The sequence below is a fragment of the Vibrio natriegens NBRC 15636 = ATCC 14048 = DSM 759 genome, assembly GCF_035621455.1.
Taxonomy (GTDB): domain Bacteria; phylum Pseudomonadota; class Gammaproteobacteria; order Enterobacterales; family Vibrionaceae; genus Vibrio; species Vibrio natriegens.
In genome coordinates this window covers 830,105-843,674 of sequence record NZ_CP141822.1, presented here as the reverse complement: position 1 = coordinate 843,674, position 13,570 = coordinate 830,105, and the positions used below count along the sequence as shown (strand labels likewise).

At 44.7% G+C, this 13,570-nt stretch carries 16 protein-coding genes; 8 read left to right on the top strand and 8 right to left on the bottom strand.

Annotated features, from left to right (window positions below; genetic code table 11):
* Nucleotides 1-133 precede the first annotated feature (133 nt).
* Both adk and htpG read right to left on the bottom strand, forming a co-directional pair.
* Entirely contained in the window at nucleotides 134-778 is a 645-nt protein-coding gene (gene adk / locus VER99_RS03945) for an adenylate kinase (RefSeq protein WP_014231127.1), read from the bottom strand.
* Nucleotides 779-1,095: 317 nt separating this feature from the next.
* Nucleotides 1,096-3,000 (bottom strand): molecular chaperone HtpG, encoded by a 1,905-nt coding sequence (gene htpG, locus VER99_RS03940; RefSeq protein WP_014231126.1) that lies wholly within the window; start codon nucleotides 2,998-3,000, stop codon nucleotides 1,096-1,098.
* Between the two features lie 273 nt (nucleotides 3,001-3,273).
* Between htpG and VER99_RS03935 the strand changes: the two genes are divergently transcribed.
* Genes VER99_RS03935 through VER99_RS03920 form a run of 4 tightly spaced genes read left to right on the top strand, consistent with a single transcriptional unit; the run spans nucleotide 3,274 to nucleotide 5,802 of the window.
* Nucleotides 3,274-4,149 carry a transcriptional regulator gene (locus VER99_RS03935; RefSeq protein WP_014231125.1) on the top strand — a complete coding sequence of 292 codons (876 nt, stop codon included), beginning with the start codon at nucleotides 3,274-3,276 and terminating at the stop codon, nucleotides 4,147-4,149.
* A 12-nt stretch (nucleotides 4,150-4,161) separates the two neighbouring features.
* Nucleotides 4,162-4,677: a regulatory protein ToxS gene (locus VER99_RS03930; RefSeq protein WP_014231124.1), complete on the top strand. Its 516-nt coding sequence runs from the start codon at nucleotides 4,162-4,164 to the stop codon at nucleotides 4,675-4,677.
* Nucleotides 4,678-4,719: 42 nt separating this feature from the next.
* Nucleotides 4,720-5,475 carry a sulfite exporter TauE/SafE family protein gene (locus VER99_RS03925; RefSeq protein ID WP_020333363.1) on the top strand — a complete coding sequence of 252 codons (756 nt, stop codon included), beginning with the start codon at nucleotides 4,720-4,722 and terminating at the stop codon, nucleotides 5,473-5,475.
* A gap of 48 nt (nucleotides 5,476-5,523) precedes the next feature.
* Nucleotides 5,524-5,802 carry an Rdx family protein gene (locus VER99_RS03920; protein ID WP_020333362.1) on the top strand — a complete coding sequence of 93 codons (279 nt, stop codon included), beginning with the start codon at nucleotides 5,524-5,526 and terminating at the stop codon, nucleotides 5,800-5,802.
* 61 nt (nucleotides 5,803-5,863) lie between these two features.
* Here the strand turns inward: VER99_RS03920 and yfcE are convergent, their stop codons facing one another.
* The 6 genes from yfcE to VER99_RS03890 all read right to left on the bottom strand — a co-directional run bounded on the left by yfcE (nucleotide 5,864) and on the right by VER99_RS03890 (nucleotide 9,085).
* Nucleotides 5,864-6,409: a phosphodiesterase gene (yfcE, locus tag VER99_RS03915; RefSeq protein WP_020333361.1), complete on the bottom strand. Its 546-nt coding sequence runs from the start codon at nucleotides 6,407-6,409 to the stop codon at nucleotides 5,864-5,866.
* A 58-nt stretch (nucleotides 6,410-6,467) separates the two neighbouring features.
* Nucleotides 6,468-6,677, bottom strand: a complete 210-nt coding sequence (locus VER99_RS03910; RefSeq protein ID WP_014231120.1) for a hypothetical protein — start codon at nucleotides 6,675-6,677, stop codon at nucleotides 6,468-6,470.
* A 147-nt stretch (nucleotides 6,678-6,824) separates the two neighbouring features.
* Nucleotides 6,825-7,226, bottom strand: a complete 402-nt coding sequence (locus VER99_RS03905) for a CBS domain-containing protein (protein WP_014231119.1) — start codon at nucleotides 7,224-7,226, stop codon at nucleotides 6,825-6,827.
* The gene (locus VER99_RS03900) at nucleotides 7,223-7,573 is read right to left on the bottom strand and encodes a P-II family nitrogen regulator (RefSeq protein WP_020333360.1); all 351 of its coding nucleotides are present in this window, start codon (nucleotides 7,571-7,573) and stop codon (nucleotides 7,223-7,225) included. The genes VER99_RS03905 and VER99_RS03900 overlap by 4 nt, the downstream gene beginning before the upstream one ends.
* Nucleotides 7,563-8,354: a DUF1538 domain-containing protein gene (locus VER99_RS03895; RefSeq protein ID WP_014231117.1), complete on the bottom strand. Its 792-nt coding sequence runs from the start codon at nucleotides 8,352-8,354 to the stop codon at nucleotides 7,563-7,565. The genes VER99_RS03900 and VER99_RS03895 overlap by 11 nt, the downstream gene beginning before the upstream one ends.
* Nucleotides 8,351-9,085, bottom strand: coding sequence for a DUF1538 domain-containing protein (locus VER99_RS03890; RefSeq protein ID WP_014231116.1), 735 nt, complete (start codon nucleotides 9,083-9,085; stop codon nucleotides 8,351-8,353). Before VER99_RS03890 ends, VER99_RS03895 begins: the two co-directional genes overlap by 4 nt.
* Before the next feature lie 277 nt (nucleotides 9,086-9,362).
* Here VER99_RS03890 and VER99_RS03885 point away from each other — a divergent pair, with 277 nt between their 5' ends.
* From VER99_RS03885 to VER99_RS03870, 4 genes are all read left to right on the top strand, one after another.
* Entirely contained in the window at nucleotides 9,363-10,280 is a 918-nt protein-coding gene (locus VER99_RS03885) for a TIGR01777 family oxidoreductase (RefSeq protein ID WP_020333359.1), read from the top strand.
* A gap of 39 nt (nucleotides 10,281-10,319) precedes the next feature.
* Nucleotides 10,320-11,147 (top strand): SDR family oxidoreductase, encoded by an 828-nt coding sequence (locus tag VER99_RS03880; RefSeq protein ID WP_020333358.1) that lies wholly within the window; start codon nucleotides 10,320-10,322, stop codon nucleotides 11,145-11,147.
* Between the two features lie 488 nt (nucleotides 11,148-11,635).
* A complete protein-coding gene (locus VER99_RS03875) occupies nucleotides 11,636-12,490 on the top strand; it encodes a co-chaperone YbbN (protein ID WP_020333357.1) in 855 nt (284 codons plus the stop codon).
* 156 nt (nucleotides 12,491-12,646) lie between these two features.
* Complete coding sequence (locus VER99_RS03870) at nucleotides 12,647-13,564, top strand: SPFH domain-containing protein (protein WP_014231112.1); 918 nt, start codon at nucleotides 12,647-12,649, stop codon at nucleotides 13,562-13,564.
* The last annotated feature ends 6 nt before the right edge of the window (nucleotides 13,565-13,570 follow it).

The window sequence follows — 13,570 nt, the reverse complement described above, 5'->3', positions numbered from 1 at the left end:
GCCAGCTATTTTAACCAGCAAGAATGATAAGATATGACTGGAATTGGTATTATAAAAATGTATAAAAAAAGCGACCTTACGGTCGCTTAACTATAACAAAATTCTTAAAAATTTTGATAATAGGTATTACCTATTATGCTAATGCCTTCTCGATATCAGCACTTACTTCAGAAACTTGCTTAGTACCATCGAATTTTAGGTACGTAGTTTTACCAGCTTCTGCTTCTTTACCGTAGTAGTTGATAAGTGGCGCAGTTTGCTCATGGTAAACACCTAGACGTGCACGTACTGTTTCTTCTTTGTCGTCATCACGAACAACAAGATCTTCACCAGTTACGTCATCTTTACCTTCCACTTTAGGCGGGTTGTAAACAACGTGGTAAGTACGACCTGAAGGAAGGTGAGCACGACGACCAGCCATACGCTCAACGATCACGTCATCAGCAACGTCGAATTCAATAACGTAATCAACGTCAACACCCATTTCTTTTAGGCCATCAGCCTGAGGGATAGTGCGAGGGAAACCGTCTAGTAGGAAGCCTTTTGCGCAATCGTCTTGAGCGATACGTTCTTTGATAAGGCCAAGGATGATTTCATCAGAAACTAGCTGACCAGCGTCGATAACAGCTTTCGCTTGTTTACCAAGCTCTGTACCTGCTTTGATCGCCGCACGAAGCATATCACCAGTAGAGATTTGTGGAATACCGTATTTATCCATGATGAAGTTTGCTTGTGTGCCTTTACCTGCACCTGGAGCACCTAGAAGAATGATGCGCATGATTTATCCTCTTTAATATTTAAGATTTATACCGAAGCTCACAATAGCCTGCCTACTCAAGTTTCAAACCTAAGAAGCAATCGCAACGATAAGTTTCGGTATAACGTTAGGCGGCAAAAATACACGCCTTGTGACTGACATTCAAGTCACAGATTCTACCACAGGTTATGTGAGCAAAGAGTGAATTAAGACTAAAGAATGTTAACAACCGCATCTTTATGCCACTATTGACTATTAACTCAACACCTACAATGCAAATTTATGCGATAACAAACAAAAAGCTCGCGATACGCGAGCTTTTTAATGAGTATTGACTATTAAACCTTAGTCAAAAGCTGATTGATCGCACCTAAGAACTGGGCAGGGTCTTCCATTGAACCGCGTTCAGCAAGCATCGCCTGCCCTAAAAGTACCTCAACCCAGCGGCCAAACGCTTCCTCGTCAGCTTCATCAGCCATGCGTTTAACCAGTTCATGCTCCGGGTTGATTTCGAAGATGTATTTCACTTCTGGCACTGCCTGACCTGCTGCCGCAAGAAGCTTCGCCATTTGAGTCCCCATCTCGTAATCATCCGTCACCACAACCGCCGGTGTTGAAGCCAATTTGAACGTTGTGCGAACTTCTTTTACGCGATCGCCTAAGTAAGACTTAGTGCGTTCCACAACTGACTTAAACTCTTCCTCAGTCTCTTTCTGCTTTTCTTTCTCGGCTTCATCTTCGAAGTTGCTCAGATCCAGACCCGCTTTAGTGATTGACTGGAACTGCTTACCGTCGAACTCAGTCAGGTAGTTCATTAACCACTCATCAATGCGGTCGTACATCAGGATAACTTCGATGCCTTTTGCTTTGAACTGCTCTAAGTGCGGGCTGTTTTTCGCTGCGGCGTAGCTGTCTGCTGTCAGGTAGTAGATCTTGTCCTGACCTTCTTTCATGCGCTCCACGTAGTCAGCCAGTGCGACAGTTTGCTCAGCAGAGTCAACTTCAGTAGACACGAAACGTAACAGACCAGCGATCTTCTCTTTGTTTGCGAAGTCTTCAGCCGGACCCTCTTTCAGTACAAGGCCAAACTCTTTCCAGAATGACTGGTATTTTTCTGAGTCATTCTTTGCCATGCGCTCTAGCATCGTCAATACGCGCTTGGTACAAGCATTGCGCAATGACTGAGTCACTTTGTTGTCTTGCAGAATCTCACGCGATACGTTTAGCGGAAGATCGTTTGAATCTATCAGACCGCGTACAAAACGCAGGTAAGACGGCATAAACTGCTCCGCGTCATCCATGATGAATACACGTTGTACATACAGTTTCAGACCAGATTTATGGTCGCGGTTCATCATGTCCCATGGTGCTTTAGACGGGATGTAAAGAAGACTCGTGTAGTCGTTTTTACCTTCAACGCGGTTATGACTCCAGGTCAGTGGATCCGCGAAGTCATGCGAAACGTGCTTGTAAAACTCTTGATACTCTTCTTCTGAGATATCAGATTTATTGCGAGTCCATAGCGCTTGAGCCTTGTTAATTTGCTCCCACTTTTTCTCGCCAGTTTCATTGCCTTCGTCATCACGTACCGCTGTTTGGATAGAAACCGGGATACCGATATGGTCAGAATACTTACTGATCACTTCGCGCAGACGCCATTCACTCAGGAACTCTTTACCTTCTTCACGCATGTGCAGAATGATGTCGGTACCGCGAGCGTCTTTTACGATGTTTTCAATCGTGTACTCACCTTCACCCGCAGAGTGCCATTGCACGGCCTCTTCTGCTGAAACACCTGCAGCACGAGTGCGAACCGTAACAGCATCTGCCACGATAAACGCAGAATAGAAGCCGACACCAAACTGACCAATCAATTGTGAGTCTTTGCTTTGATCTTCAGACAGTTTTGAGAAGAAATCTGCCGTGCCAGATTTCGCAATAGTACCCAGATGCTCGATCACATCATCACGGCTCATGCCGATACCATTGTCAGAAATCGTTAAGGTATTTGCGCTCTCATCAAATGACAGTTTTACGCCAAGGTCAGCGTTACCCTGATACAAATCTGGGTTAGATAGCGCCTGAAATCGCAATTTGTCTGATGCATCTGATGCGTTAGAAATCAGCTCACGCAAAAAGATCTCTTTGTTGGAATAAAGAGAATGGATCATTAAATGCAGTAGTTGTTTTACTTCTGATTGAAAACCACGAGTTTCTTTATTTTGAGATACAGTTTCGCTCATGTTTGCTCCATAACATCTAATCTAACAAACCATCTCAGGGAGAAAAGTAAACACCTCAACTCCATGAAATAGCGTTTCTAATATGTCATGTAACATGTGGCTGACAAATGTAAATTCAAGGTCAATCCAACTAAAAACAGTGTTTTTTTACAAAAATTTAATTATCCTACCCGGCTAAAAGCATCTAAAACGTCGTGCATATCCTACGCGCATAGCATGAATTTGTGATATAAATCACCATAATTTCAACATCATCCATCTAAGAAGAACTAAATGACTAGCATTGGCACCAAATTTCTACTTGCTCAAAGGTTTACTTTTGACCCAAATAGTAATTCGCTTGCTGACCAACAAAACGACAACGACGTTGTACGTTTAGGAAGCAACGAAAGTCGCATTCTCCTGATGTTGGCAGAAAGACCCAACGAAGTGTTAACCCGTAACGAACTCCACGAGTTTGTCTGGCGTGAGCAAGGTTTTGAGGTGGATGACTCAAGCCTTACTCAAGCGATCTCTACCCTGCGTAAGATGTTGAAGGACTCAACAAAATCTCCAGAGTATGTAAAAACCGTACCAAAGCGTGGCTACCAGTTAATCTGTTCTGTAGAACGATTGAATCCGCTTTCCTCTGTTGTTAACTCAGACTCTGAAGAGCTAGCTTCAGACGTTGAGCCAGACAAAGCGAAAAGCACGGATATTTCTGACGAGCCACCAGCTGAGCCGATCTCCGAAACAAAAGTAGAGCACGAGTTTCGTAGTGAACAAGCTCAGGTTCAGCCGCAAAAGAAACCAAATATGTGGTTGCCACGGCTGATTTTATTGGTAGCTATATTGTTTCCAGTTGGCGTACTGCTATTCACGAATCCCGCGGAGTCCCAATTCCGTCAGGTAGATATTTATCAAAATGTACCTGTGCTAACGCCTGTGAATCACCCGCAAATTAATGACTGGTTGCCGTCTATCAAGCAATGTGTGGAACGCTACGTTGACCATCACACAAAAGATTCATTGCCTGTGCAGGTCATCGCAACCGGTGGCCAGAACAACCAACTGGTGCTGAACTATATCCATGACATCGACCACTCTTATGAGAATGTCACTTTGCGTATAGTTTCTGGTCAAAGTGACCCAGCCGATATCTGTAAATAAGGGGAGGCCATTATGAAGATAAAATTTGCATCTGCGGTTTTGGCCGTATCCATGCTTTTCAGTGGCTGGTTATACTGGGGCAGCGACCTCAAAATTGAACAGGTTCTGACTGCAAACGAGTGGCAATCTGCCATGGTGACACTCATTACTGATAAGTTGCCGAATGACACGGTAGGTCCGCTGCGTAAGGTCAATGTCGAGTCCAACGTGAAATATTTGCCTAATGGCGAATACATCCGTGTAGCGAACATTAAGCTGTTTGCCCAAGGTTCGACGGCGGAATCAACCATCAATATCTCAGAGAAAGGTCGCTGGGAAGTGAGCGATAATTACCTGCTCGTTTCACCGTCTGAATTCAAAGACATTTCGTCTTCTCAGTCGAGAGACTTCTCTGAAGAACAGCTTCGCTTGATTACTCAAATTTTCAGGCTGGATGCCGAGCAAAGCCGCCGTATTGATGTGGTTAACGAGAAAACTCTGTTATTAACTAGCCTGAATCACGGTTCTACGGTACTGTTTAGAAACTGATTTTCTGATTAAAGGGGGCAAAATGTCCCCTTTGTTGTGCACATGGACTGGCTAGATACCCTCACGCTCTTTTTGGGCTCTCTTATCGCAAACACGTTAGCGTCACTTTCTGGTGGCGGCGCAGGTTTGTTGCAATTCCCCCTACTGATTTTTTTAGGTTTGCCTTTTTCTGTTGCTCTTGGCACTCATAAAGTCGCGTCCGTTGCCTTAGGTTTAGGCGCAGCCAGTACGCATTTAAAAGCTGGCACAATAAAACTTCCCGTAGCGCTGTATTTAATACTGGTCGGCAGTATTGGTGTCATTATTGGCGCTAATATCATCGTTCATATTCCTGATGGTATTGCTGAGAAGATGTTGGGCTCCATGATCCTTGCTTTGGGCATTTACTCACGGCTTAAAAAGCAGTTAGGACAATCCGAGGTGAAGATGCATCGCGATCGAGCCGGTTGGATCGTTGGTGGTTTTGGCATCATGCTGATTGGAATCATTAATGGTTCACTCACCGCTGGTTCTGGACTGCTGGTTACTCTATTTTTGGTTCGCTGGTTTGGGTTTGATTATAAACAGGCAGTCGCTTACACCATGATTTGCGTCGGGTTGTTTTGGAATGGCATTGGAGGCGTCGCTGTCGTTCAAGCCGGTGCCCCTATTCACTGGGCATGGTTACCCGTATTGCTGTTAAGTTCCTTTTTAGGCGGAAGCTTGGGTGCTTGGGCTGCCACCCGATATAGTAACCGAGTGATAAAAATTGCGTTTGAAATTCTCACCTTTGCCGTTGGGTTTAAGCTACTGGTTTAATGCCAGGCTTAAGAATTAACGGGCTATTCTAGTTAAAAGGAAAATAAAATGGAAAAAGCTGTGATTAACATCTACTACTGTCGTCAGTGTAATTGGATGTTACGTTCAACCTGGCTTTCGCAAGAGCTGCTACATACGTTCAGCGAAGAAATCGAATCTGTTACCTTGCATCCAGATACTGGTGGTCGATTCGAAATCTTCTGTAATGGACAGCAAATCTGGGAGCGTAAAAAAGATGGCGGTTTTCCGGAAGCAAAGGTATTGAAACAGAAAGTCAGAGACATTATTGCACCGGACAGAGATCTAGGACATTCGGATACAAAATAAGGGAGTGCTGTACTCCCCTAATCATGTAAACAAAACCATTCTCTCAGTCGGATCTCAAACACTATATCTCTGTCTGAGCCAACACTTCGCCCTCTGGCGTCTGTACTGTCAGTGTCTTCCCATTCATCAAGCCGTAGCTTCGAGGTAAGTCATTGCGCGGAAACGTCATAGAACCAGGGTTGAAGATAGTAACGCCATCTTGTAACTCTGCGACAGGTATGTGAGTGTGACCATGGGCGATCACATCCCCTTCTTTCAGCTCTGGGCGATGGCTACTGTTGTATATATGACCATGGGTTAAAAACAGACGCTGACCGGATTCAAGCAACACCCAAGCATAATCCATCATCATCGGAAAGCTTAATAGCATCTGATCCACTTCACTATCGCAGTTACCTCGAACCGCAATAATCTGCTTGCTGTACTGATTTAAAAGCTCAGCCACTTGTGCTGGGTTATAACCTTCTGGAATTGGGTTTCTTGGTCCGTGGTAGAGAATGTCTCCCAACAGAACCAGATGATCCGCTCCAGATTCAACAAACAAATCGATGGTTTCTCTCGTCGCAGGTAAAGAGCCATGCAAATCTGAGGCAAAAAATAGTTTCAAAGCATTATCTCCTCATAAAAACAGAGGCTATTCTACGCCATTCTGACTACAGCTCAACTTACTGGTTACGAACAAAATCGATCAACATTGGCAGTAAATAAACCCACGCCGCATAACCAGCGCCTACAAGTACCAACAACCAAAAAACCATTGAGATAAACTTCGACTTTGCTAAGTGATTCAGCGGATCCGGCTCCCCACACCCAGGACAGGTATGAGCTCGTTTAGAAATCTGTTTCTCACAGACCGGACAAGCAACTAAAGGCATGATAAAAATCCTCGACTATAAGCGTAAGGCACAAAGGATAAGTGCCAACGGACACATATGCAACATCACAAGTAATCAATGCATTATAGATGGATAACTGTCGCCGATCTGAGAGAAGTAAAGCTGAGCCTCGATTTACCTTTCGACTTAATCTCTTACCATGCCATTGATTACGATATTGTTGTAACTGACCATACCAATCACCTCGCCGTCTTCAATAACCGGAGCGCGACTAATACCAAACCGTTCAAACAATCTGGCGCAATATTTCACGTTCATGTCCGGCCCAACACACAGAGCTGGCTTGGTCATAATCTCATAAATATTGGTTCGTTGAGGTGCACGGTTATTCGCCAGCACTTTTTTGGCAATATCATTCATTAATACTATGCCGAATTCATCATTGTCATCGCGCTTTTTAACCACCAGCGCTTTCACTTGATATTTTTTGGCTAGTGTAATCCCTTCGTACACCGTCATCAGCCCATCTACCATAACGTAAGTTGCAGCCATGACGTCTCGAACCCGTACTATCGCCTGATTACTCATAACTCGTCCTCTACAACCTTAGCCAATGTCTCTACCTGATGGGCGACGCCGACCGCATCTTCAATATCAATTTGAATCGCAATGCCCTGTCCGGATTCCTTGTCAAATTCACCGACATCGCTGATGGTTTCTAAAATGTGTCGAGAGAGATGCTCCTCGACCACAAACAGCAGAACATCTTTTTGTACTTCCAAGGTCAATCCAAAAAAAGTTCGCTTCTGGTTTAACCCTTGCCCTCGAGCATTATTAATTACCGTAGCACCCGTTGCTCCAGCTTCCCGAGCAGCATCAAGCACCTTATCTGTTCTGGCATCCTCAACAAACGCAAGTATCAATTTAAAGCGCATTTTCTTCGTCCTCCGAGGTGTCTTTATTAAGCCATTGAGTAATTTGCGCATATCCCATGACGGATATCATCGGAAACAAACTGGCAAAGGCAATCAAACCAAAGCCATCTATCATAGGGTTTCTCCCCGGCACAGTAGACGCCAGGCCTAATCCCAGAGCGGTCACGAGCGGTACAGTAACAGTCGATGTCGTCACACCGCCAGAGTCATAAGCCAAAGGGACGATCATCTGAGGGGCATAAAAGGTCTGGGCGACGACTACGATGTAACCAGCCATGATGTAATAGTGAATAGGGTCCCCGACAACAATCCGGTAGCTGCCCAATGCAATACCAATCGCCACACCTAATGCAACCGCGACACGCAGACCATTCACGCTAATACTGCCACCGGAAACTTGATTCGCCTTGATTGCTACCGCAATTAATGACGGCTCTGCAATCGTTGTACTGAAACCAATAAAAAATGCGAAGGTGTACACCCAATAATAGTCGATCCACTCCAGTTGCTGCCCTACTGATACTTTGAACTCTCTGACAAAATCCGGGGTAGTAAGTTGTACCGCCATGGTTTCGCCAAGCGGAAACAATGCCATTTCCAACCCGAGCAAGAACAGGGATAAACCCAAAATAACGTAGGCAAAACCAAACAGCACTTTTCTCAGGTTATTCACCGGACGGCGAAGTACCGCGAGTTGAAAACCAAAAATGATGGCAGCAATTGGGATAACATCGCGAATGGTGGATAGAAGCGTGTCAAAAAAGTGCTCGAACGAAATCATGCCACGACCATCCCATAAACCATGACAAACATCATTGGCAGCAACGATGCAAAAGCAATCAACCCAAATCCATCGACCATGGGGTTGCGTCCTTTAATTGCTGAAGCGAGACCGACCCCGAGCGCGGTCACCAATGGAACCGTGATGGTCGATGTCGTTACTCCTCCCGAATCGTATGCCACGCCAATAATCGACTCAGGTGCAAACCAAGTTAACACTACGACGCCCACATACCCGCCTATGATCATGTAATGGATAGGCCAGCCTTTCAGAATACGAAGTACACCAACCACAATGGCAATACCGACAGACAACGCCACAGTTACCCTAAGCCCAGTACCATACTCCTGGATCGCCAACTCCGAGTTGTTAATCATTCCTCCCTCGGCCGCCACCCGAGCCGCTTTATCTGCAACGGCAGTCAGTGCAGGCTCGGCGATTGTGGTGCCAAACCCTAAACAAAACGCGAAGACTAAAAGCCAAAAAACGCTGCCTTTTTTCGCAAACGCCTGAGCCATGCTCTCGCCTATCGGAAAAAGACCAAGCTCTAATCCAAAGATAAAAAACGTCAATCCTAGTACGACAAGCAATAAGCCAAAAAGAATAGAGACTAGGTTAGGTAGAGGTTCCTGTAATACCACCAGTTGAAAAAAAGTGATGACAAGAACGATGGGCATCAGATCGCGCGCACTATTAAGGAGGGCTCGAAAAAGAGCAATAAATGCTTCCATATCTTCTCCTTATTGAATGCTTTTGAATAAACTAGCGATAATTAATTGAAATGATTTAACCGACTCATATCAGTCTGACATAAAATTCTTGATGCAAATGTGAAGGAACCAATGTCACCAATAACAACTAGTTACAATTTTTCAATATGTGAAGTTGGTGCGGAGCAAAAGCTTTCTAATCGAATGGTGATTTACGGCGAATACACGGGAGAATATGATCATGCAGCAAACAAAGTGACTATAATGTTTTCATGTTTTTGTCATTCAATGAGACGCCATGAAGATATTATTAACAGGCGGAACAGGATTTATTGGCTCTGAGTTGCTCAAGCTACTCACCACTCATCACGTGGTGCTATTAACGCGTTCACCACAAAAAGCGAAACAGCATCTTCAGCATGCTGATGTCGGTAATATCGACTATATAGACTCTCTTGACCAACTTGCCGATCTTAATCACATTGACGCGATCATCAATCTCGCGGGTGAACCAATCGCAGATAAGCGTTGGACTCAAAAGCAGAAGGACAAAATTTGTAAAAGTCGCTGGAAAATAACCGAACAAATTGTCGAACTTATCCATGCGAGCACAAAACCACCATCCGTGTTCATTAGTGGATCGGCTGTGGGCTATTATGGCGACCAACAAGAGCACCCTTTTGATGAATGCCTTCATGTTAACAGTGAAGCGTTTACTCACCTTGTTTGCGAAAAATGGGAACAGATTGCTAAACGTGCAGAATCCGAGGATACACGAGTGTGTTTATTGCGGACTGGCGTGGTTCTCGGCCCAAACGGTGGCGCTTTGGCAAAAATGTTACTCCCTTATAAGCTAGGATTAGGCGGACCACTTGGAAACGGCAACCAATACCTGCCCTGGATTCATATCCTGGACATGGTGCGTGCCATCATGTATTTACTGAATACCCCTCATGCCCATGGCGCGTTTAACATGTGTGCCCCGCATCCAGTAAGCAATCGCATTTTCAGTGCGACATTAGCAAAAACCCTGAAACGACCGCACATACTGTTCACACCTCAGTGGCTCATGGAGTTGGTGATGGGAGAATCTGCTTGTCTGTTGTTTGACAGCATTAGAGCGAAACCAAAAAAACTGACAGAATTGGATTTCCAGTTCAGCTATTCGAGAATTGAACCCGCACTTAAGCACTTGCTTCATGAGCGAAGCTGTTGAATGATAAACGTTAATATACGTTTATTCTGAGCTTAATTTATGAACAAGTCGATTCTTATCACTGGTTGCTCAACCGGTATTGGTTATGTGTGCGCTCATGCCCTGAAAGCACAAGGCTTTAATGTTATTGCCTCGTGCAGAAACCCTGACGATGTCCAGCGACTGCAGGCCGAGGGCTTAACCTGCATACAACTCGACCTCAATGACCCCATCAGCATCACGCAAGGCGCTGAGCAGGCGATAAGTTTAGCTCAGGGGAAACTGTACGCTTTGTTTAACAACGGCGCATACGGTCAGCCAGGAGCGTTAGAAGACCTTCCAACCGAAGCGCTCAAAGCTCAATTCCAAACCAACTTTTTCGGCTGGCATCAACTGGTACAAGAGATTCTTCCACACATGCGCGCCCATGACGAAGGCCGCATCATTCAAAACAGCTCAGTACTTGGCTTTGCCGCAATGAAATATCGCGGGGCTTATAATGCGTCAAAGTTTGCTCTGGAAGGTTGGACAGATACCTTAAGACTTGAACTGGCCGACACCAATATCAAAGTTGCGCTTATAGAGCCGGGCCCTATAGAAACTCAATTTAGACAAAATGCGCTTGCCGCCTTTGAAAAGTGGATCGACATTGAATCCAGTCCACATCGCGTCGCCTATGAAGCTCAGAAACAGCGCTTGGATAATGACAAATCAAACAATAAGTTTGTGCTACCAGCAGAAGCATGTATTGACCCGGTCCTACATGCACTCACCAGTAATTCACCCAAAATCCGTTACCGTATTACCACACCAACCAAGCTGTTCGCAGTGTTGAAGCGGGTGTTACCAACTCGACTGCTCGATAAAATTTTGCGACAAGCAGCATAAAATTCTTTTGTCGTAGTGTAATTTCATCGTAACAATGTGATGTCATTATGAACATGTAGGTTAAAAAAACCTCACCCGTTCGAATCAATATCTAGGCAAACCTCACGCCAAAATGAATGCATTTTGTGTACAGGTTTGATTAGATTTGGTATCGCCACCCGATCTGTTTTGTAGCAATACTTTGTTCCAATGCGAGACAATAATGACATTAAATCAGCTTAACTGGCTTAGTGTGGGTGTAGTGGTGACCTTGTTCATCCTATTCTGATACCACACCCTGCATAATAAAAACGATAATCACAGTGCAGGAATCGCCACTTTAATACGCTATTAGGACAGCGCTGCTTGGGCAGCGTTTTTCCTTTCTACGCAATCTAAATCTCACCAATTCATACATCTCGATGTTATTTAGCGATACTGCTTGATTTTCCACTAAATCAACTCCATATCTACAAGCAACGACAAGAAACAAAAGCAAGGATACTCTGATGCAATCCCCATTTATCGTTGAGATCACAGAACAGAACTTTCGCGAAACGCTTGAAGGATCAATGAACACGCCCGTTCTGATCCACTTTTGGGCTAATGCTCAGCCAGAAAGCGCACAAATACTCCCTGAGTTACAAACGCTTGCTCAACAGTACAATGGTGCTTTTACCCTTGCTCTACTTAACTGTGAAGACCAGCCAGCCTTAGCATCTCAGTTTGGCGTTCAGGTACTTCCGACGATTGCATTGTTTATTAATGGTCAAGCTGTCGATGGATTAGGTGGCCCTCAACCGATAGACGCCATCGCAGCCATGCTCCAAAAGCACCTGCCAAGCCCAGATGAGCAACTACTTAAACAAGTTACTGAACTATTGCAACAAGGTCAGCACGCAGAAGCTTTGAGTATCATCCACACACTGCCTGCAGAGCTGCAATCTCGTGGTGATGTCAAACTTGCTACGGCAGATTGCTTGTTGGAAACGAAACAGTTTGATGTTGCTCAAGAGCTATTAGGATCTATTCCACTTGAGTATCAGGATAATTACTACAAGGGCTTAATCGCCAAGCTAGAATTGCATCTTCAAGCGGCAGACAGCCCAGAGCTTCAGCGCTTAGAACAAGAGTACGCAGCAAATACAGACAATCTAGAACTGGCCTGTGAGTTAGCGGTTCAGTACAACCAAGTTGGTCGTGATGAAGAAGCATTAGAACTCCTTTGGAACATTCTTAAGGTGAACTTAGGTGCTCAGGATGGTGAAGTGAAGAAAACCTTTATGGATATTCTTAGCGCGTTAGGTCAAGGAAATGCTTTAGCGGGTAAGTACCGCCGTCAACTGTACTCGATTTTATACTAAGTTCGTCAAAATATAGATTTGAGATAAAGGCCGGACTATTTCGGCCTTTATTTTGTCTCACATCAAACTACTTTACCTGTTCTCACTTCTTAAATTGTCTAATCGTGATAAATGAGTAAAAATGAATCAGACTTTATGCATTTAAGGGAATATTCCATGCCAATTGATTCGTTGATTACTATCGGTATTTTTGTTGTCCTTGCCATTATTATTCTTTCATCCGCGATAAAAACCGTTCCTCAGGGGAGCAACTGGACCGTTGAGCGATTTGGACGTTATACCCACACACTCAAACCCGGGTTAAATTTAATCATCCCTTTCATCGATCGTGTTGGTCATAAAATAAGTATGATGGAGCGCGTATTAGATATCCCGGCACAAGAGGTCATTAGTAAAGATAACGCCAATGTCACTATTGATGCCGTCTGTTTCGTACAAGTCGTCGATGCAGCAAAAGCTGCCTATGAAGTTAACGATCTGGAGCATGCGATTAGAAACCTCACTCTTACAAATATTCGTACTGTATTAGGCTCAATGGAACTCGATGAGATGCTCAGCCAGCGCGATATGATCAACTCAAAGCTCCTGCTCATTGTAGACCAGGCTACCAACCCTTGGGGTGTAAAAGTGACGCGTATTGAAATAAAGGATGTACAGCCACCAGCAGATCTAACCGCCGCGATGAACGCCCAAATGAAAGCCGAGCGGAACAAACGCGCAGAAATCCTTGAAGCGGAGGGTGTGCGTCAAGCCGAGATCCTAAAAGCAGAAGGTCACAAGCAATCACAAATACTGAAAGCTGAAGGCGAGAAGCAGTCTGCTATTCTTCATGCAGAAGCTCGTGAGCGAGCTGCACAGGCAGAAGCCAAAGCGACCTACATGGTTTCTGAAGCAATAGCAAAAGGTGACATGCAAGCTGTGAATTACTTTATCGCTCAGGGCTACACAGACGCAATTAAGAGCATTGGACAAGCTGAAAACGGTAAGATTATCATGCTGCCTCTGGAAGCAACGGGGCTAATGGGATCCGTTGCAGGTATTGCTGAAATGTTTAAACAACAAAACAAAGAATAAGACCTG